The organism is Niastella sp. OAS944, assembly GCA_024809215.1.
Classification (GTDB): domain Bacteria; phylum Bacteroidota; class Bacteroidia; order Chitinophagales; family Chitinophagaceae; genus Niastella.
The window spans coordinates 108,445-128,753 of sequence record JANUBW010000005.1 but is presented as its reverse complement, the minus strand read 5'-3'; the positions used below and the strand labels follow the sequence as shown (position 1 = coordinate 128,753).

Annotated in this window: 17 protein-coding genes; 9 read left to right on the top strand and 8 right to left on the bottom strand. The window is 43.2% G+C overall.

Annotation, left to right across the window (positions count from 1 at the left end):
• Window position 1 precedes the first annotated feature (1 nt).
• Window positions 2–652, top strand: coding sequence for a DUF998 domain-containing protein (locus tag GGD38_RS21335; protein WP_375301226.1), 651 nt, complete (start codon window positions 2–4; stop codon window positions 650–652).
• Here the strand turns inward: GGD38_RS21335 and GGD38_RS21330 are convergent.
• Window positions 617–3,211, bottom strand: coding sequence for a phosphatidylglycerol lysyltransferase domain-containing protein (locus tag GGD38_RS21330; protein WP_375301225.1), 2,595 nt, complete (start codon window positions 3,209–3,211; stop codon window positions 617–619). The two genes, GGD38_RS21335 and GGD38_RS21330, sit on opposite strands and share 36 nt — an antisense overlap.
• A gap of 148 nt (window positions 3,212–3,359) precedes the next feature.
• Between GGD38_RS21330 and GGD38_RS21325 the strand changes: the two genes are divergently transcribed.
• The 6 genes from GGD38_RS21325 (at window position 3,360) to GGD38_RS21300 (ending at window position 12,729) form a co-directional block, all read left to right on the top strand.
• Entirely contained in the window at window positions 3,360–3,635 is a 276-nt protein-coding gene (locus GGD38_RS21325; protein WP_375301224.1) for an ArsR/SmtB family transcription factor, read from the top strand.
• Between the two features lie 134 nt (window positions 3,636–3,769).
• Window positions 3,770–4,837, top strand: coding sequence for an efflux RND transporter periplasmic adaptor subunit (locus GGD38_RS21320; RefSeq protein WP_375301223.1), 1,068 nt, complete (start codon window positions 3,770–3,772; stop codon window positions 4,835–4,837).
• Window positions 4,838–5,048: 211 nt separating this feature from the next.
• Window positions 5,049–8,180, top strand: a complete 3,132-nt coding sequence (locus GGD38_RS21315) for an efflux RND transporter permease subunit (RefSeq protein ID WP_375301222.1) — start codon at window positions 5,049–5,051, stop codon at window positions 8,178–8,180.
• 154 nt (window positions 8,181–8,334) lie between these two features.
• A complete protein-coding gene (locus tag GGD38_RS21310; protein ID WP_375301221.1) occupies window positions 8,335–9,681 on the top strand; it encodes a TolC family protein in 1,347 nt (448 codons plus the stop codon).
• Window positions 9,682–9,987: 306 nt separating this feature from the next.
• A complete protein-coding gene (locus GGD38_RS21305) occupies window positions 9,988–11,463 on the top strand; it encodes a T9SS type A sorting domain-containing protein (RefSeq protein ID WP_375301220.1) in 1,476 nt (491 codons plus the stop codon).
• Between the two features lie 120 nt (window positions 11,464–11,583).
• Window positions 11,584–12,729 (top strand): formylglycine-generating enzyme family protein, encoded by a 1,146-nt coding sequence (locus tag GGD38_RS21300; protein ID WP_375301219.1) that lies wholly within the window; start codon window positions 11,584–11,586, stop codon window positions 12,727–12,729.
• A 4-nt stretch (window positions 12,730–12,733) separates the two neighbouring features.
• On the opposite strand, the gene GGD38_RS21295 is transcribed toward GGD38_RS21300, so the two are convergent.
• Window positions 12,734–13,492 (bottom strand): acyl-CoA desaturase, encoded by a 759-nt coding sequence (locus GGD38_RS21295; protein WP_375301218.1) that lies wholly within the window; start codon window positions 13,490–13,492, stop codon window positions 12,734–12,736.
• A 249-nt stretch (window positions 13,493–13,741) separates the two neighbouring features.
• Here GGD38_RS21295 and GGD38_RS21290 point away from each other — a divergent pair, with 249 nt between their 5' ends.
• Together GGD38_RS21290 and GGD38_RS21285 are read left to right on the top strand one after the other, a co-directional pair.
• The gene (locus tag GGD38_RS21290; protein ID WP_375301217.1) at window positions 13,742–14,332 is read left to right on the top strand and encodes a TetR/AcrR family transcriptional regulator; all 591 of its coding nucleotides are present in this window, start codon (window positions 13,742–13,744) and stop codon (window positions 14,330–14,332) included.
• A gap of 51 nt (window positions 14,333–14,383) precedes the next feature.
• Window positions 14,384–14,755, top strand: a complete 372-nt coding sequence (locus GGD38_RS21285) for a VOC family protein (RefSeq protein WP_375301216.1) — start codon at window positions 14,384–14,386, stop codon at window positions 14,753–14,755.
• A 35-nt stretch (window positions 14,756–14,790) separates the two neighbouring features.
• On the opposite strand, the gene GGD38_RS21280 is transcribed toward GGD38_RS21285, so the two are convergent.
• The 6 genes from GGD38_RS21280 to GGD38_RS21255 form a co-directional block, all read right to left on the bottom strand.
• Window positions 14,791–15,270: a hypothetical protein gene (locus GGD38_RS21280; RefSeq protein ID WP_375301215.1), complete on the bottom strand. Its 480-nt coding sequence runs from the start codon at window positions 15,268–15,270 to the stop codon at window positions 14,791–14,793.
• Between the two features lie 24 nt (window positions 15,271–15,294).
• Entirely contained in the window at window positions 15,295–18,051 is a 2,757-nt protein-coding gene (locus GGD38_RS21275) for a hypothetical protein (protein ID WP_375301214.1), read from the bottom strand.
• Window positions 18,052–18,126: 75 nt separating this feature from the next.
• On the bottom strand, window positions 18,127–18,612 hold the full coding sequence (locus GGD38_RS21270) for a hypothetical protein (protein WP_375301213.1): 486 nt from the start codon (window positions 18,610–18,612) through the stop codon (window positions 18,127–18,129).
• Between the two features lie 266 nt (window positions 18,613–18,878).
• The gene (locus GGD38_RS21265) at window positions 18,879–19,208 is read right to left on the bottom strand and encodes a hypothetical protein (protein ID WP_375301212.1); all 330 of its coding nucleotides are present in this window, start codon (window positions 19,206–19,208) and stop codon (window positions 18,879–18,881) included.
• Window positions 19,209–19,278: 70 nt separating this feature from the next.
• Window positions 19,279–19,785, bottom strand: coding sequence for a hypothetical protein (locus GGD38_RS21260; protein WP_375301211.1), 507 nt, complete (start codon window positions 19,783–19,785; stop codon window positions 19,279–19,281).
• 2 nt (window positions 19,786–19,787) lie between these two features.
• On the bottom strand, window positions 19,788–20,282 hold the full coding sequence (locus tag GGD38_RS21255) for a hypothetical protein (protein WP_375301210.1): 495 nt from the start codon (window positions 20,280–20,282) through the stop codon (window positions 19,788–19,790).
• Window positions 20,283–20,309: the final 27 nt, after the last annotated feature.

Genomic DNA, 20,309 nt, shown 5'->3' with positions numbered 1-20,309 from the left:
GGTGAAAACATATTCTTCACGGCATGTTATACTTACAGCTATTTGCTGTTTTGTTGCCTGCGCAGGTGATTTTGCCGTAACTGCCATTATCGGACTGCATTATAAAAATTATGATGCGCTCAACCAGTCAGAAAGTTTTCTGGGCACATCAATAAGTCCTGTGGCCCTGTATATGAATACCTGGGGAGTGATCTTTAGTATATTGTTTGTATTATATGCTTACGGACTACAAAGAACCATTTTTAACGAAGGCTTTTGGCAACAGGTATCGGTATGGCTGATTGTAATATATGGTTTGGGCGAAGGCATTGGGAGTGCATTATTTCCATATGAACATACAGGTGATGGCCTGGCTTTAACCGGCAAATTGCATTTATTGTTCAGCACAATAGGGGTAATAGCAATTGTAGTAAATTCATTTGTGTTACTGAGAGTATTCCGGAAAGAACATTTTCCGTGTTTGAGTGCCTATGCCCGCTTTGTTGCCTTTAGCGGGCTTATGTTTATCATGCTGTTCCTGCTGGCCAAAATGCATATAATACCCTTGCGGGGGCTTTGGCAGCGTCTTTTCATTGCCGATTACTATTCTTTGCTCATTGTTGTAGCTGTTGAGATGCTAAGGCTTCATTACATTACTAATAGCGAGCGGTAATTGTAACAGATCAAAATCATTATCGTAAACCAGATATTTGTTTTCCCACAGTGTGGCATATTTCTCTTTGAATTCACGCAGTCCTTTGTAATGCTGGAACCGTTTAATTTTTTCAGCCGCCAGTTTAATGATCTGTTCGGCCGTGTTACCGGGCTGGCCAATACCCAACATGGGCACCAACCCAAGGTTTACATACAACTGCCCACGTTCTTTGGCATAAGCAATCAACTGAATGATCAATGCATCCATAACAGCAGGCGGCGCATCATTGGTTTTTCGTATAAGATCGTACGTACATTCTTCTTCGGCATAATCGGGTATCACATTCAAAAAAGCTTTTATAGTGCCATCGGCATCTTTAACCACAATTACATCTTCCTGCATCAGTTCCTTTTCGTCGAACATGCCCTGCGAAAAGATCAGTTCTTCTTTACCTAAACTTTTCAACCATTCATCAGATACCTTTCTTAGTTCCGCAAGAAAAGCGCTTGTATGCGGGGGGCAATGCATCGAAACAGTATAACCTTTCTTTTGCAGGCTGTTCAACCCATTGCGTAATGATTTTTTACCCCTGCCTTCGAGTGTAAATTCGTTTATGTTCAATATTGCTTCCTGCCCAATGATCAGCTTGCGTTTCTTTAACTGGCTAAACCATAGGACGCTGCTTTCATCAACACGGTAAAAAGCCGGTTTTAAACCCATTTTACGGCACTGCCTGTCGAACTCCTGCAAAACTTCTACTTTGCATTCTTCTGCACAAACGGGTTCTTCCAATACAATGGCAAAACCGCCGGATATGCGATAGGCAACAAAAGCTTCATGGATCTCTGAAAAGAAAAATAATTTGTCTTTATATACCTTAAAATGATCAATAGCCGAATTACCAAACTCCTTCAATAAAAACAAGGCACGTTCGCGGTAATTTTCGGTAACCGTATATTTTTTTACATGCGGCTTAATGAGGGTAAACAATAAAAACGCCCAGGTAAAAAAGCCAAGGGCTTTTATAAGCCATATCAATTCATGGGCAAACCTTGTTATGGGATGAAGGGAGGGATCATCGGCAAGCAATAATAGACTTCTTATGGTATGAACCAGCGACTCCTGCCAGGTGAAATCAACACCGAAATGCCGGGGTTTAATAAAATAAAAATTAAGAAAACCAAACAGGGCCACCGCCGCAAAACTGATCATGGCAGTTTTTAACCCGGCCTGCATCCATTTACTGCTGCTGCGAATACGGTATTGAGATGCCGTGGTTATTAATACAATAAGGGTTAAACCCGAAAAGATCGCTTCTGCATAATCAAGCGCTTTTGTTAAATGACCAATTAACGAAAAGAACGACAGGCTAAGCGCAATGATCCAGGCGTTACGAAGTCCGCGAAATAAAAATGCCGAAGTGCCCAGTAATGTTAAACCAATCAATAACACCAGCAGGTGCGAAGCATGTATAGTTGTTAATGGCAGATACTCCCGCAGCAGGCGGGTGCGGTTATGAATGGGAGGCACAATAACCGATACAATATTTACAATGCCTAATGCAAAACACAACAACACCGGAGCCACCCTTAAAAATATTCTTCGTGCTTTCCAGCTCAATGCAATAAAACCGGCAATCAAAGGCAGCCAGAATTCAAACACCCGGTATAAAATGGTAATAGATAAAGCCTGCGCATCATTGTACCCGAATTGTTGCAAACCATATATCATTGATATTTCCACTGCGCCCAACCCACGCAAAAAGGGCGATAAGACCATCATTAATACAGAAATGATATAAACCGCAGCCGATGCACCAAATGAAGCTGGTACACCCAGGGCAAGCATAGCAATGTATAAGTGTACCATACCACATATTTCTACCCCAATTGAAAACGCAACGGCCCCCGAAAATTTGGGCAGGCTAACGTTAGCTGCAAATACCTCGTTTAAAGTAGGAGTGAAGGAAGGTATTTTTTTGTCGATCCACCGGTATAGCCTCTTTTTTTGCTTTATAGACCGCACCGCTATTACTATAAGCGTTATAATGAATAACGAAGCCAGCAGTCCAAGCAATGCATTTTTAAAACGGCTGGTCACAAAGACGGTGTAAATCACAATAGGTAATCCTGCAATAAAAACAGTGAGTAAACCGGTAAAGGCAAATAATCCGCTTGCCTGGTGCACTTGCGGCTGACGAAAACCTTCTTTACGTATTTGTGAGGGCGAGTAAGCCAGTGAACTAAAGCCGCCAGCGGGTAAAAAAACGCTTACAAAATTTCGTTTTAAGAACAGGATGATGGCATGCGTCCACTTCAGTTTTAGCCCAATGGCTGCAAAGCTCTTCCGGTACATACCGCCTTCAAAAAAAATGTAAATAAAGGTAATTGTTAAACCGGCGAGCAACCATAAAACCCGGGCCTGCCGTAATTGCGGAATAATGGCTTGTAATTCTTTTCTTTCATTCCTAAAAAAAACAATGGCGAGCAACAGCGTGAATATAGCGAGGATCTCACGCCAGTAAGGTTTTGGCGATAATGACTTTAGTTTTATACGGCTATTTACATTCGGCGCCATATCCGTAAAAATTAGTACAAAGGTAGAACTATCTGAGCGAATAGGTGCCGCCCACGAGATTTACAGTGTTTTTCCGAAACCGCAGGCTTTATGATTTTTATTTAAAAAACTGTACTTTTGACTGTTTCACACCCGTAAACAATTTGTTATGGAACTAAAGAAGGTAGAAAAAATTTCGAAGGCGCTGGCAGATCCCAACAGATTGCAGATACTTAAATCAATCCATAAGAACAAGGCCTGCCTGTATTGTTCCGAAATAAACGACATGATCGACCTGGCACAACCATCGGTTTCACACCATCTTAAACAACTCACTGATGCTGAATTGATCATAGCAGAAAAAGAAGGCCGCGAAGTAAAGTATAGCCTCAATAACAAAGTCATTGACCAGTATGTTAATTTTCTTACAGCCCTGAAGGTTTAAAAAAAAATTTTGAGAAAAATTATTGACGTATTGAAATGTTTCGATACGTTTGTGGTCCAATTCAATCCAGCAATGGATTTTTTTTAGACCCAATACATCGAAACATTTCGATGTATCAATTAAATTTCAGCACAATGAACCGTTTATTACCGACCAGTCTTTCGCTCGTAGTATCATTATCCATTATAGTATTTCTTGATGCCTGTACCAGCCGGGCTAACCAGAGCGAGCCGGCCACCACTGCAGCTATTGCGGCCGCGCCGGGCATTCCTGCCGATGTTCATATAGTGGCGCCGGGGGCAGTTCAACAAATGATCGAGATCGCTGGTACACTGGCTGCCAACCAGGAAGTATCCATCGCCAGCGAGTTGACCAAAAAAGTTGTAGGCGTACCCGTGAAAGAAGGCCATAGCGTTGCAAGGGGCGCCCTGCTTTTTCAACTGGATGATGCCGACCTGCAGGCCCAAATGGAGCGGCTTCGTCAACAGGAAAAACTGGCCGCACTCAATGAGGCCCGGATGAAAGACCTGATTGCACATGATGCCGCATCACAGCAGGACTATGACCAGGCTGCTACCAATCTGGCTGTTCTAAAAGCGGAGATCAGGCAACTGGAAACCACTATCGACAAAACACGCATCAGGGCTCCTTTCTCCGGGAAGATCGGCATCATTCGCACTTATCCCGGCGCACTGGTTTCACCCAATGTACCGCTTACAACGATCGTGGATGATGCACAAATAAAAGTAGAGTTCTCTATTCCGGAGAAATACGCCAGCCTGGTAAATGCCGGCAGCCGGCAGTTGTTCACTGTTGAAGGCGACAGTACCCAATACAATGCCACCGTGATCTCCAAAGAATCCTTTGTTGATCATGACACCCGCACCCTGTTGGTAAGAGCGATTGCCGCTAACCCAAAAAGTAAACTGGTGGCCGGACAAAGCGCACACCTGGCCATTGCCCTGCATACATCCAACGATGCCCTGCAAATACCCAGTCAAAGCCTTATGCCTTCCTCACAGGGATATTCTGTATTTCTGCTGAAGAATGGTAAAGCGCAAATAACAGCGGTAACAGTTGGGCAGCGCGATGCAGAGCGTGTTCAGATAACGAAAGGAATTCAGGCGGGCGATACCATTATTGTCAGTAACCAGTTGCGTTTGTCACCCGGCGCAGATGTTAGGGTGGTGAATCTTAAGTAAGAGCAGCTATCGTAAAACGTGAGACGTGAAACGTGAAAGTCCTATACCCGGGGTTCGCTACTAAGTCGGCAATCGGGCAGTAATTATCCCGAAAAATTCGCGAGCTTTTTCACGTTTGCCGTTTCACGTTTCACGATTCACCATTTGACCATGCAGCCTTAAACCTTATCCTGATCCTTACCTCTTCTATTTATCATTCTCAAATAATTATATGAGCGCCATTTCACAAATGAGCATCTCCAGGCCGGTACTGGCGGGGGTGATGTCAGTTCTATTGATCTTATTTGGCATAGTGGGCTATACGTTTCTGGGTACCCGTGAGTATCCGGTAACAGATTCGCCCATAGTGACCGTAACAACCGTTTATCCCGGTGCAAGTGCCGATATTATTGCCTCGCAGGTAACCAAACCATTGGAGGAAGCCATTGCAGAAGCAAACGGCATTCGGGCACTTTCATCGGTAAGCCGCGAGCAGGTGAGCATCATTACGGTGGAATTTAATATGAATGCCGACCTGGAAGCCGCAGCTAATGATGTGCGTGATAAGGTTTCCAAATCGCGCCAGCAATTACCTGTAGATATTGAGCCCACCATCGTTGAAAAATCGGGGCCGCCAGAGTTCCTGGTGTTTCTTACCGTACAAAGCGATACTAAAAGTCTGGAAGATATTACCGACTTCGTGAACATCAGTATAAAAGAGCGGTTACAATCTATACCCGGTGTGCGGCTGGTTGAATCGTATGCAGGCCGCAAACGCGCCATGCGGTTGCGCATGGACCCTGTAAAACTTTCTTCTTACGGACTTTCCCCAGCCGATATACAGGCTGCATTACAACGCGAGAATGTTGACCTGCCCAGCGGACGTATTGAAGGACAGGAAACAGAGATGACCCTTCGCACATTGGGCCGCCTGGTAACAGAAGAAGATTTCAATAACATGATCATCAGCGAAAAGAACGGCGCCGTTGTTCGCTTCAGGGATGTGGGCCAGGCCATCATGAGCTCGCAGAACGAACGTACAGCCATGATCGTTGCAGAAGGGAAAACCGCCCGCTATGGGGTGGGAACCGGGGTGCAGCCACAACGCGGCGCCAATTCACTCGCTATTGTTGATGAATTTAATAAAAGGTTTGAAGAGATCATCAAAACAGCGCCAAAGGAATATAACATCAGGTTGGGTAAAGACTTCACCGTTCCGGTAAAGAACTCACTTTCGGAAGTGGAAGAAACTTTGATCCTCGCATTTGGACTGGTGACCATTATCATTTTCATTTTCCTGCGCGACTGGCGTAGTACGCTGATACCGCTGGTAGCAATTCCGGTGTCTATAGTATCGGCCTTCTTTATAATGTACATAATGAATTACTCCATCAACGTGCTTACCCTGTTGGGGCTGGTACTGGCTATTGGATTGGTGGTTGATGATGCCATTGTGGTACTGGAGAACATTTATTCGAAGGTAGAAGAAGGTATGACCCCGCTGGAAGCAGCCCGTAAAGGGTCTAGCGAAATATACTTTGCCGTTATATCCACAACCATCACACTGGCAGCAGTGTTCCTGCCCATTATGTTCCTTGGTGGTATTACCGGTAAGCTGTTTAAGGAGTTTGTGGTAGTGGTAGCCGGCTCTGTATTGATCTCTGCATTTGTGGCCCTTACCTTGTCGCCCATGATGAGTGCTTACCTGCTGAAAGCAGGTGCCCATCACAACTGGCTGTACCGTAAAACAGAACCTTTCTTTGTAAAACTGAATAACGGTTACGAAAGCCTGCTGAAAGGCTTTATGCGATATCGCTGGTTGGGCTTTGCATTACTTATTCTTTCATTTGGTATTGCCTGGTGGCTGGCGCCCAAACTGCCTTCAGAACTGGCTCCGCTTGAAGACCGCTCGCTGGTAGGGCTGGCAGTGATCGCACCCGAAGGCACCTCCTTCGAAAGCATGGAAGCATCCATGAAAGAGATCAGCAATTATGTAGCAGATTCTATTCCCGATCTAAATAATAACGTTACGTATGCTGCAGTAGCTGCGGGTGTAGGCTCACTGGTGCAACCAGCGAACAGTGGCTTTCAGTGGGTGTTTCTGGAAGACCCCGCTAAACGAAAAAGCGGTATGACGCAGCAACAGGTGTATGAGAAACTGGTGGCTGCCAGCAACCGGTTCCGCAATGTGATCGTGATCCCTATACAGATCCCCACAATTGGCGGTTTTGCATCCAGTCAGCCCATTGAATATGTAGTGCAGGCGCCCGATCTGAAACAATTGATCGAAGTAATGCCGAAGCTCACCGGTGCTGTTTATGGAAGCAAAAAGCTGAGTTTTGTAAATCCTGATTTTAAAGTGAACCGGCCCGAGATCAGTATTTCAATCGATCGCCACCGGGCGGCACAGTTAGGCATCTCTACACAGGAAATTGGTCGCTCCCTGCAACTGGCGTTGAGCGGACGCCGTTACGGATACTTTATCTATAACGACCGTCAATACGAAGTGATTGGGCAATTGGAAAGATCAGAACGTTCTACTCCCGAAAACCTTCGTTCTATTTTCCTGAAATCATCCAACAACCAAATGGTGCCGTTAGATAACCTGGTATCGTTGCATGAAGGAATTAGTCCGCCCGCAATTTACCGCTATAATCAAAGTTATAGTGTAACCATACAGGCAACACCATCGGCAGGTGTGAGCATGGGCGAAGCGCTTGACGAAATGGACCGTATTGCCAAAGAAACATTACCAGCAGGTTTCACTACGGCACTGGCCGGACAAAGCCGCGATTATAAGGAAAGCAGTTCGAGCCTTGTGTTTGCATTCATCTTTGCCATTATCCTTATCTATTTGGTACTGGCGGCGCAATTTGAAAGTTTGATCGATCCGTTTATCATCCTGCTTACCGTGCCAATGGCTGTAACCGGCGCCCTTATTAGCTTGTGGGTAAGTGATAGTTCTATCAATATTTTCAGTCAGATAGGTATGATCATGCTGATCGGTTTGATCACTAAGAATGGGATCCTGATCGTGGAATTTGCCAACCACCGCAAGAAAGAAGGACTGAGTGTACGTGATGCTGTTATATCGGCAGCCGCTTCGCGCTTCAGACCTATATTAATGACCACATTGGCTATGATCTTCGGCGCGCTGCCCATTGCACTTAGTTTGGGCAACTCATCTGGCAGCCGCGCATCATTGGGCATTGTAGTAGTAGGCGGACTGGTATTTGCCGGAATCCTTACCCTTTTTGTGATCCCTGCGGTGTACAGCTTTTTTAGCCGGAAAAATCAATTGGCAACAAGCAATAGACAATTGGCAATAGATAATAAGCAAATAAGCTCGCCAATTATAGGGTAGTTCGAATATCGGCAGCCTTTGCGAACCAATTGGCAATATGCAATAGACAATTGGCAAGGCTGTAATAATGTGGAATTCCCGACTATAAACGGGCTTCGCCAATTGCCCATTGTCTATTGCCTATTGAATTTCTTCAACACAATACAGTATTATCATGAACGCACGATTAAGTTATTATATTCTGCTGTTGGCGATGATAGCCCCGTTTACGGGCAGTGCACAACAGGAAAGAAGTCTTGGTTTGCAGGATGCCGTGCTATTGGCAAAACAGTATAACCGAACACTAAAAGCCAGTGCATTGGATATTTCCATTGCAGGTGAGCAGGTACGGGTAGCAAAAAGTCTTTCGCTGCCTGCAGCCCAACTGGGCGCGCAGTACACGCATTATTTTGCCTTGCCTGCATTCTTCGGTTTTGGCGCAAACGGCAACAGCAGTAAAATTCCCTATGACCGATTTGGTGGCCGTGACCAGTTTTCAGGTGCTATAAGCGCCAGCTATCCGCTTTACAATCCGGTTGCTGCACCTACCCGCAAGGCGGCGCAATTACGGGAACAGGTATCGCGCGAACTGTACCGGCAATCAGCTATCGATGTAGCAGCCGATGTGCAACAAACCTACCTGGGTATACTGGTGTTGGCCGAACGGTTAAAGCTGCAACAGGAAAGCCTGTTGAGAAATGAAAAAGCGCTGGCCGATGCCAGGTCGTTGCTGGCACAGGGCAGGGGACTACGTGTTGATACGCTGCGGGCATACACGGCAGTAGAGAACCTGAAACCCGATATGCTTAAACTCAATTTCGCTATTGAGGTAGGCAAACAACAATTGATAACGCTGATGGGAATGGATTCGCTTACCCAAATCACCCTTACCGATTCACTGGTGGTAAATGCACCCATTGCCATTCCTCCAGAAAATGAATTGTACGAGCAGGCCCTTCATCAACGGCCCGATCTGCAGGCATTGGCATTACAACAACAGGTAAGCGAACAACAAGCTTCGCTGGCCAGGGCCGCACGGTTGCCGGTAGTGTCGGCTGTAGCCCAATACCAGCTGCAAACACAGGCCAGTAAGTTTGATTTTGCAAATGCCAACTGGCCTTCCACCTCATTTGCAGGCGCGCAGGTGGTATTGCCCCTGTTCACGGGTTTTAGCAATCAGGCAAAGGTCCGCCAGGCCGAAATGGCGCGCAATCAATCGGGTATCCGCCTCACAGAAGCGCAACAGGCGTTGAAGACAACAGTTAAACAGGTAATCGCCAATTTAAAGCAAACTTACGACCGTATGCAAACGCAGTTAAACGTAAAAGAAACAGCGTTGCAGGGATACGATATTGTACAATACCGTTATGCCAAAGGGGTAACCTCGAGGCTCGATTTAACCGATGCAGAACTGGCATTAACAGCCGCTCAATTAAATTATCTGGAAGCAGTGTTTGATTACAGAAGCGCAGCAATAGAGTTAGCGCGAACAAGTGGTAACGAAGGTTTCATCATCAAGTAGATGTACAGTTAAAAAGTGAGCGAGCGCCCCCGGGATCATCACCCGGGGGTTTTTTATTTATTGGAGCAGCAACATTGTTCACAGATTATTATGAACTTGTTTCAGGTCATTAAATATTTTGCCTGTTGCATTTTTGAATGACAAGTGTTATTTTTATTAGAGCTCTCCGTATCCAATTCTTCCTTTGTTTCCACCAAAGCCTTCAGTTAATCACACGTCCATCCCAAGACATTTAATTTAACAACCCGCCCAATATTCTCCTGAAAGCACGACCCCCAAACATTTCTTAAACACAAAAAGCATTTTATGAAAAGGTTACTACTACTTACCCTTTTTGCAACCACTGTATTGTTATTACATGCACAGATCGAAGAAGGTTTTATTCCGGCTCCATTAGGCTGGGTAATAGCGCAGGGTGCTCAATTTACCAATGGCATTATTCTTACTCCGGGAGTAGGTGGCTTTAACCCGGCCAATATTGGAACGCCGCCGGTATACAAAACATCGGACAAGATGAAAGTATGTTTCGATATATGGGCTACCGATGCCTATGGGCAGGGTACTAATAAGGAACCATTTCCATGTACTACCTATGCCGACATTTTATTTGTGAAGTCAACCGTAAAAGATTCAAGAGACGCTGAACTGGCGGAAAACATCTATGCAAGGCAGGATAATTATATATTGCCTAAAAACGGAGGCACCACCTGTTTTACATTTACCTTTCCGGCTATAGTAGCGGCCTCAGATTTCAAGGTATTTATATCATTTCATGCCGACTGTATACAAGGCGGCTTCAAGTATATATTTGATAATTTATGCATAAGCGGAGTTGGGCTCATATGTGGCGGAACGAATTGTGCGCCTGTTGCACTCAATGATGTCATTAACAGGGGCGATATAAATGAGCTGTCTTTTAATGGTATATTATACGGCTCAAACAATTCCTTTCCTCCTGTACCAACCGGGTATGCTGTTGATGCAACAGGGATCGATAATGACGCCAATGACGATTATAGTGATTTACAATGGTCGTTGTTAACACCACCGGTAAATGGCAGTGTAGTGGTAAATAACGATGGCAGCGTTGCTGTTTGGCGGAATTCAACTGCGGTTACACAGTTAACCTTCACTTACCGTTTAATGGATGACGGACCAGATAATGATTTCACCACCCTGGCGGATAATATGTATAACGACGCCACGGTAACCGTAAACTGGCCTGTTGGGTCTAATTTACCAGTTTCGCTGATTAAATTTAATGCAGAGCGTAGCGGGTCAACCGTAAATCTGCAATGGACCACTGCAGCAGAAAGCAATAATATTGGTTTTAAAATTCAACGCAGCACGGGCGACGGGGTATGGCAAAACAGCGGATATGTGGCCAGCAAAGCCTTCGATGGCACCAGCAATACCCCAATTTCCTACCAGTATAATGAAACAAACACCGCTGCCGGCTTTACCTGGTATCGCTTAGTACAAAAAGATAAAGACAACACATCAACGATCAGCGCTTCGGCTGGTGTGCGAGGTATGGAAGAATCGGCCCGGGTGTCGATCTATCCCAACCCCGGCACATCGGGTAATATGAACGTGTTATTCGGAAACAGCGCCACCCATGATATTTCAGTTATGGACTTAAGCGGTAGAATAGTAAGGACCTGGAAGAACTACCACAGCGATAAGCTATTGATCGATGGTATTAAGGCCGGCGTGTACATGCTGGTGATCACAACCAGGTTGAACAATGAAAAGCAGGTATATAAGATAGTAATAAAGTAAATACGTTTCGTTTTTTTGTGGTTAGATATGGCCCTTTTATCCCGCAGGGGTATGAGGGCCATTTTTTTTGTTTGTGTTATGTAATTAACTACTTTCTGGCATCAATATGCAAATCGAAACATGAAAAACGCTTTCATAGCCTACTTTTTGATTGTAAATGGTGCATATACCTGTCAGGCGCAAACCGCCAAATCTGATGCATTAAGTAAGTTTAAGGAACCGGAAGTGGTGCCTGTTGAAGGAGGCACGTATACGATGGGGTTGCTAAAAGATGAAGCGCGCGAAGAATTTAGAGTATCTACAGGCACCCACATAGCAACGGTAAGCGATTATTATATCGGGAAATACGAGGTCACCCGGGCCGAATGGCGGGCCCTAATGAGCGATAGCTCAAATTTCTCACATCATGCGGGTTGTGGCAACTGTCCGGTTGAAGAAGTTAGCTGGAATGAAATTCAAGTTTATATTCAGAAATTAAATGATCTTACCGGTAAGTACTACCAGTTACCAACGCAGGCGCAATGGGAATTTGCAGCGCGGGGCGGAAAAAAGAGTAAGGGTTATAAATATGCGGGCAGTGATAATATTGAGGAGGTGGCAGTTACCGGTCATACGCAACCAGTGGGAAGCAAAAAACCGAATGAATTAGGCCTCTATGATATGAGCGGCAACGTTGCCGAATGGTGTAAGGATGGGTCAAAAACCGGATATTATATTCGGGGTGGGAGCTGGGGCGTTGGTGCCGGGGAATGCCAGCTTGCAAAAGACCGTAAAACGGGCTATGCGAATGATCGCAGTGCCAAAGTTGGGTTCCGGCTTGCATTGATCCCATATATACCGCAGCCAAAATGCTTTCAGGGCGATACCGTAAAGTATATAAAATGCATTTTCGATGACAGGCGCACACACTATATCGACAAGCCGTTCTATTTTTTATTAAACGACCTGGAATTGCCACTGAGATCATTTTATAATGGCAACCACTTTAAAGCTACAAATGCGGGCGAGGCCACTACTTTTGCTTTTTACGACGTACAAAAAACAAACAATACATTAGCTGATCTTCGTACATACCGTCGGCAGGATATTGAGAAAATTGTATTTATAACTATTAACTGGAAAACACCGCTACCACCGGGTATTGTCGAAAATCTCTATAAAACCAGTGGGGGAGAATTTACACCAGCAGTACAGGAATATTTTCGAAAACAGGTCATTGGCGATATTATAACCCACCGCTTTGCTATTGTAGGCGCAGCAGAGTAAAAACTTATTTTCTGAGTGTTTCCTTTGTTTTATGCTTGTCTGTTCGTAAAGTAATGATCCGCAGCGAGGCCAATAACCTGATAACAGGATAAACGGGATCCACTTCATGCCAGCGTTTACCAAAGTTAATAGCAGTAGGACTTTTGTGATGATTATTATGGTAGGATTCGCCCAGCATCAGAAAGTCGACCGAAAACAGGTTTTGCGAGGTGTTCTTTAATTTAAAATTGGTATACCCATATTTATGGGCAAACCAGTTGATGATGGCTCCATGAAGCGGCCCCATAACAAATACAAAAGGCAGCAACAGCAACCACCACAGAGATGGGCTTAACCACAGAAATATTGCTATATATGCAAGCATCCAGCATATGCGGGAAAAGGTAGAGTGCGCCCATTTATCGAAAGCCGGCCAATCGGGCAAATTACGGGTAAATTGCTCTTCTACTTCCAATTCACCTTTATAGATGCGGCTATAGATCTGCTTTGTGTGCACCATCATTTGCAACATATTGCGGGAATATTCCGGGGAATGTGGGTCTTTTTCTGTATCGGTATAGGCATGGTGCATCCGGTGCATAATTGCATACGCACGGGGACTTAAATAAGACGAGCCCTGTGTTATATAAGTGAAAATAAAAAAAGTCCTTTCCCAGAATTTGTTCATGGTAAATGCCTGGTGGGCGGCATACCTGTGTTGAAAAAAGGTTTGACAAAAAAGAGAAGAATACCAGATGGCTATAAAAATGATCAGTACCCACATAATTTAAACTTTTGAAATAGAACATGCGGAAAACTGATTTTTTCGAAATAGCTAATAAGCTGGAATGAAAGTAAAAAAGTTATACGCGAAATCTATCGGGCCGCAAGTTACGGCAAATAAAGTTAATGAAATTACAATGACTGCCGGTTCTTTGCTTTAATGTTAATTTAATGTGCTGCAACAGCTGACCACCGATCAGTGGATAAAAAAATAATAAAAGAACGAACATTCTTTTATATTTGTGTTGTTATGCGAACAAAAGATGCACAAAAAGAAGTATTGATAAGGCAAAAAACGATGGAGATCGTTGTTAAGGAAGGTCTGGAAGGGTTCAGCATGCACAAACTGGCAGCGGGCGTTGGCATATCGGTCAATACTATTTACCTGAATTTTAATAATAAAGAAGACCTGATCATTAAAGTTTACCACGGCGTAGTTAAGAAAATGGAGGAGGTATTGCTCGAAGGGTTCAACCCCGAAATGGACTTTGCAACCGGTTTAAAATTACAATGGAAGAACCGCCTGCGGTATTTTATGAAATACCCGCTGCATATTGAATTTACCGAGCAGATCAGGCATTCGCCCATTTATGAAAAGGTGATGGGTCTTCAGGGTAAAAAGTTCACGTCCACCATGGAGCAATTCTATGAAAGGGCCATAAAAAACAAAGAACTGATACGCTTTCCATTAGAAATATACTGGTCATTAGCCTATGCCCCTTTATTTCAGCTGCTTAAATTTCACCGGCAGAAAAAAAGCGTTACAGGCAAACCATTTGTATTGACCGAAAAAAAACTCAAACAGGTCTTCAGCCGCGTTTTGCTGTCACTTGCCCCATAATATTTTTTTCACCTAATAAAGAACAATTGTTCTTTTATAAACCTGTTTACTATGCAAATAAATCACCTGAATTTTCCCGTAACTGATGTAGCACAAACAAGATCATTTTTTGAAAAACATTTCAATTTTACCTGCAAAGAGGTAAAAGGTGACAATATGATGGCCATATTACAAAGCGAGGAGGGATTTGTATTAACGCTGATGTCAACTGATTTTAATAGAAATGGCAATTCTACTTACCCAGACGCCTTTCATATGGGCTTTCTCGTAAATGACCGGGATAAAGTACAATCCATTTGGCAGCACCTTCACAATAGTGGCGTTACACTTGAACAGGAGCCACATAACATGCGGGGCGTTTTTGGCTTTTATCTCCATGCCCCGGGAAACATCTTAATAGAAGTAAGTACTATTGGTAATTAAATAGGGGCTTAGGCCCCTTTTACTATTAACGGATTCTAATCTTCAAAAAGGAAGTAAACAAAAAGCATTTCGCTATTATTAATAATCGACAGCGCCAGATCCAGGGTGTGCTTACTTACGGAAAAACCTCCTCCTCCTCCGCCCTGGTCCCAGGGATTGTTATGCCAATTTGTAAAACATCTGCACGTTTCCATATTCAAATTTTCAATTGCGGCATTGTAATACCATTGCGCTTTTTCAGCAGGCATTTGTTCACTATTACTAAAGCCTAAATTGAATTGAAAAGAAGAAAGCAATATTTTTTTAAACAAGTTGTAATCTATCTCATTCCAGTCTTCATTTAGTCCATTTAATCCTTCACTTTTACAAACTTCATCTAAGATGTTAATTACATTGGATGTTGAGTGCAAATCAATTTTTTCAAAACTAACTCTCAATGCACCTCCCCAATAATACTCTTTAAGCTTTAATTCTTCGTAGATATTTAGTTTATTCATGTATTTAGCAGCTTGCAAAGGTAATAGATTTACTGCTATTTCTTATTCCTTTCTCACGTTCATCGACCTCGCCTTTTGCCTGATCTCAAATTGCAGGGTCAAGTGATGATTATTGATCAGGTCTGCTGTTTTGCTGGGCTCTGTCATTCTGAATTTGTCGTCAAAAACAGCCTGATTAACATTTACAATGTAATTACCAGCCGGTAAGTTAAAGAAATATTCGCCATTCTCATTTGTAAGCGTATGGTACACCGTTCCGTTTGTTGCTATTGCAGTTACTCTTATACCATCCAGTTGCATAGTAAGCGAACTTTGTTCATCGCGAAATAATACCAGCTTACCCGTTATAATATTACTGCGGGTAAAGGGAAAGAAATATACATTTTGATCTTTCCCTGCACTTAATACCTGTCTGAAACCCATTTTGGGCATCCAGCCTTCCAAGCCGCTGATCTGACTAAAATCAACCATAAATTCTTTATCATCGGTATTCTTACAAATAATTTCTCCGTTACCATTACTTAACAACAGGCCGGCATTTATAAGTATCCGGGCATTTTTTACTCTTGGTTCGCTTTCATCAGGGAAGCCGTTATTGTTTTCATCGAGATATAAAACAAGTTTGAACGAGCGGGATGTTTCATTTTTGAAGACCGGCAATTGCAATTTTTTGCGGATGGTGAGGTTTATAACCGGACATTCTTTTCGCGTTACATTCACCTGGGTGATAAGCCCGATATCAATGCCGGTTTTAGGCGATGAATACTGAATATTGTTATAAACCGTAAAGAAGGTTACACCTGTTTGTTTTTCGTTCAGATAGTTTGCCTGCAGATGGCAAAAAATATTTTTCTTTGTCCAGGGTAATTCAATAAAAGGCGATATCTGTATACGGTTGAACGCTACCGGTGAATTCAGGTATTCCTTTATTTCATAATAGTAATAAGGGCCAACGTCGTGCCGAAGTTGCATGCCATAACGATCGTTCTGAATATTTATAAAATGGTTGAAGCTGTTGAACCGGTTGAGCGTGGGCATGGCAGGTATACGAACCTGGCCGGCATTGTAAAAAGCCGATACCCACCAACGATCGTTCAATCTCCAACTGATGTTTGCAGAGATCTTGTACATATTGGCCTGAACGGCAGTAGCGCTGTCCTGCACCTGTTTTAGTATTCCCGGCGACAATACCAGTGAGAAATTTTTGCGCTGCCAGCCAAACCGCATTCCATATTCCCGGTTATTAATGTTAAACAGGTAATTAACCAGGGAATCGCCTGTATTATTATAAGCTCTTTTATTAAGCTCAAAGTAAGCGCCTGCAAATAGATTATTTATCAATAAACGGGCTTCATGTAATTGATAATGCGAACCCTTGTTAAAACCGGGGAAATTTTCTGAATACCGGCTAATGGTAGAGGAGAGCTGATAGTATTTCTTTTGGGTCTCAAAATGGTAACCTGCCTGCCAGGCCAGCATAGAGGTATCCATCTTTGACCTTGCTAATTTTTCCTGCCCGCCGCCGCCCTCAAGGGAAAAGCGGGTATCTTCACCAATCTTCCATTCCAGCTTATTTAATACCAGCGAACTGGTTTGTTTTTTCTCAACATCATTATTAACAAATGCGTTGGCATGCCAGGTAATTGTTTTTGCAAGCGGCTGACTGAGTTTTACATTGAATTGCCGCGTATTACCGGTACGGCTTTGTACGCCCATTACTTCAATGGCATTATTTTGTAACCCCGCATATTGCACACGAAGTCCTGTACCGTCAATCAAAAAGTTATCATAGTCGATGATACTGCCACCTGTAAACCGCCAGGGGCCATTTACATATTCCAGTGTAGCCTTTTGCGTGTTAGCCGAATAATTTCGATAATAGTTATTGGTTTGCAGCAATACGTTCAGCTGTTGATCATTTTTTAATTTAAGGGAGCCCCGCAGGTTCAAAAAGGCAAAGGAGTGTTGACTGGCCATATTCTGTAAGTTCAATTCAAGGGTCAGGGGCAGTTTGCGGTAGCTATCGTTATCGCCAGTATAAACAGAACCCAGCCTGGTTATTTGCAGGTTCAGCATTTTGGTTTCACCCAGCCTGTTCTTAATAAAAACGGTTATTTCATCTTTCTTTAAAAAATGGATGTCTTTGGGTGATAATAATACCTGGGCGTTTATTGTGCGCGCTTCACCGGGCTGCAGAGTAACGGAATAATTCTTTTTGTCGATACTTAGTGCCAGATCGGTATTAAAATCAAAACTGTAATGATCGGCACTGTTACCGGTATTTTCCAGATAAATATTAAAAGCAACCTGCTTGTCCGTTTCCATAAAAGCCACTGCAGGTTGCTTTAACACCGCCTTCCATGTAATGTTCTCTTTGGGCCGGATGTAGAATTGCGTATGCATGACCTGGTTTAATTCTTTAACGCGTATCTCAACGTTAAATGTGCGCCAGGCCAGGGCCGTGGAGTTTTTGGCCAATATAAACCGGATGGGAATGGCCTGGTTTTCACCCTGCCTTATTGCTGTTTCTATAATATTGCCGGTAATTACTGACGTCATATCGGGTGCAGTAATAACGAGCTGAACATGTATTGAACGATTGCTGTTGTTTGAGATGCTTACGTTGTTGAACGAATAATTATTCTCTTCTACCAATACGGAATCATGCAGAAAATGAAATTGTACTAACGATGGCAGGCTATTATTTGGTTGGGCCATCAGGGAGGTTGATCTCAGGCTCAACAGCAACATCATCACAAGTAAGCTGCGGTAACGGCAATATGTAGAAACGGTTTTCAAGTCTTTTGTTTTACATGGGTTCGGTTGGGTGAACAAAAGCCCTTTCGGGCTTTTGTTATGGGGGTTTAAATAAACTTATTGTTGAGTAGCAGTATATACAACAGAGAGCGTATAGGTGCCTGCGTCATAGCTAAAGCCTGGGTTGGCATTATAGTCAACGCTAAAGCTGCTCATACCTCTGGCGCCGCTGGTAAGAGATTGCGAAGTAGTTGACAGAGCTCCGTATGAAGAACCGCCGTTCAGTCGTACACCCAAAACAGTGGAAGGCATGGCGGGTGAAGGCGCTGAAGGGCCGCTGAAATTAGCACTTGCAGAACCTACAGTTACAGCCCAGGGGCGGTTTGATTTTACCTGCAGGCTCGATGCGTTTAAATTAGAAAGGCCGTTTTGATAATCAGTTGTATTGGCAAACGTAAAGTTAGTACCTGTTGCAGCAGTAAAAGCAATGTCGATTTGATTTTGCAGGGTTAAGGTCACAGTTTGACTTGCAGTAGCAGATTGAGCTTTGGTTGCAGAGTAACCAGCGAAAAGGGCGGCAGCGATCAAAGTAAGTTTTTTCATGTTGTTCTTTTTTTGTTTGTTAAAGAGGTTGTTTGTTTAATTTGTTTACGGTTACATAAAGCCAATCGCCGTGCCGATTAAATAACAGATTGATAACCATATATTGTAAGTTTTGGCATGCCTTATTTTTTCCATAACATGGAAAAGTATTCCGAAATATAAACCATTTCGTTTGCCATCATACGTTAGCTACAGGAAAGTATGTATAAAAAACAAGTGTGCCCCGATACATCGGGGCACACTTACATTAAGAGATATAATTTAAACTATAAAGACGTTGCAGTATATATTATCGACTTGGTTTTTGTATTACTCTTATCATCAGTAACGGTCTCTATCACCTGTGTAATAGTAAGCGACTGTTTATCCTGCGACAACTCAACCTTGCTTTCTGTGGCCGTTGTTTTTTTATCCTTACCATACGCATTCCCGCCCCCTTTTAACTGGGGTAAATGTACAGGGCCTGCGGGCAATAAATTTAAAGTAATTACCTGCTGCGCCTTTTTCGAGGCCTTTTGAGCCACGACAATAAATTGACCAAAAACAAGAAATGGTAGCAGAATGAGTTTCTTCACCGAAATAATATTTTCTATCATTAAGTTCGGTGTAATAATCAGTAAATACAAGCCCGGCACTACTGATTGTTCGGGCAATAAATAAAAATACTTATTGCACGGTTAGGGTGTAAACAATAGAAAGATTATAAATGCCCGGACCGTAGTTGTAACCAGGGGTGGCTTTTAGGTCCATGTTAAAAGAGTTACCGGAAACACTTGTATTTCCCCGGTTGCCCGTTGCCAATACCTGGTCGGTTGAAGATAGTTGTATATAAGATGATTGTCCGCTCTTTACAACCCCAATAACCGAAGCCGGCATATTTGCGGAGGCATAGGTGCCACTGGCGGAGAAGTTTGGTGTGGCTGACGACACGCCCAGCTTCCAAAGCTGGTTGCTTTTAATATTAAATGAATTGAAGTTACTTATTGTGTATCCGCTACCATATTGCGCACTGGTAAATGTTATAGCCGGAGAAGCATTGTTAGTAATAGTGAACTCCATAACAGACTGAATACTTATTGCAGAATTGATGGTGCCATTAAAAGAGTATTGCGCCATACCATTTACTGAGAACAGGCATAGCAGCGATATTATATAAAGGCTTGTCTTTTTCATAATTATGGTTGCGTCATGGTAAATAACATAGTGAGGTTATAGGTACCCGGGGCATAACTATACCCAATAGGACCGGCCAGCAGATCGTAATTGAAAGTAATAGGGGTATTTGTAGTATTTAAGGTTTGTAATGTTTGGTCGCTGGTGCTTAGGATAACAGTATTAAAATTAGCAGTGACCGTAGGACTTACTGAATTTAAACGAACGGCCAACATCGAAGCCGGCAGGGGAGTGGCCGTACTACTGGTTGATGATGAAACTTTGGCAAATATTCTAAAATTATTGCTTGATTTTGAAGTAGCTGTAATTTGAAAAGCATTGGTTTTAACCTGCTGGGTCTCAAGCGCTGAGGCATTTGAAAGATTGAAACCCGTATTAATAGCGGTAAGCTCTATTTGATTGTTTTTATTTTGACCCAGGGCCGGTGTTGTTAAAACCAGCATTATAACAACATGTATTACCAATAACCGAATTTTATTTATTCCTGTATTGCACATACGATGCAGGTTTTACTTAATAGCAAT

Bases quoted from the DNA above. Each gene is read 5' to 3' on its own strand.
- GGD38_RS21320 (WP_375301223.1), top strand. From the start codon at position 3,770: ATGAACCGTTTATTACCGACCAGTCTTTCGCTCGTAGTATCATTATCC.
- GGD38_RS21305 (WP_375301220.1), top strand. From the start codon at position 9,988: ATGAAAAGGTTACTACTACTTACCCTTTTTGCAACCACTGTATTGTTA.
- GGD38_RS21290 (WP_375301217.1), top strand. From the start codon at position 13,742: ATGCGAACAAAAGATGCACAAAAAGAAGTATTGATAAGGCAAAAAACG.
- GGD38_RS21255 (WP_375301210.1), bottom strand. From the start codon at position 20,282: ATGTGCAATACAGGAATAAATAAAATTCGGTTATTGGTAATACATGTT.
- GGD38_RS21315 (WP_375301222.1), top strand. From the start codon at position 5,049: ATGAGCGCCATTTCACAAATGAGCATCTCCAGGCCGGTACTGGCGGGG.
- GGD38_RS21300 (WP_375301219.1), top strand. From the start codon at position 11,584: ATGAAAAACGCTTTCATAGCCTACTTTTTGATTGTAAATGGTGCATAT.
- GGD38_RS21270 (WP_375301213.1), bottom strand. From the start codon at position 18,612: ATGAAAAAACTTACTTTGATCGCTGCCGCCCTTTTCGCTGGTTACTCT.
- GGD38_RS21310 (WP_375301221.1), top strand. From the start codon at position 8,335: ATGAACGCACGATTAAGTTATTATATTCTGCTGTTGGCGATGATAGCC.
- GGD38_RS21285 (WP_375301216.1), top strand. From the start codon at position 14,384: ATGCAAATAAATCACCTGAATTTTCCCGTAACTGATGTAGCACAAACA.
- GGD38_RS21265 (WP_375301212.1), bottom strand. From the start codon at position 19,208: ATGATAGAAAATATTATTTCGGTGAAGAAACTCATTCTGCTACCATTT.
- GGD38_RS21260 (WP_375301211.1), bottom strand. From the start codon at position 19,785: ATGAAAAAGACAAGCCTTTATATAATATCGCTGCTATGCCTGTTCTCA.
- GGD38_RS21295 (WP_375301218.1), bottom strand. From the start codon at position 13,492: ATGTGGGTACTGATCATTTTTATAGCCATCTGGTATTCTTCTCTTTTT.
- GGD38_RS21325 (WP_375301224.1), top strand. From the start codon at position 3,360: ATGGAACTAAAGAAGGTAGAAAAAATTTCGAAGGCGCTGGCAGATCCC.
- GGD38_RS21330 (WP_375301225.1), bottom strand. From the start codon at position 3,211: ATGGCGCCGAATGTAAATAGCCGTATAAAACTAAAGTCATTATCGCCA.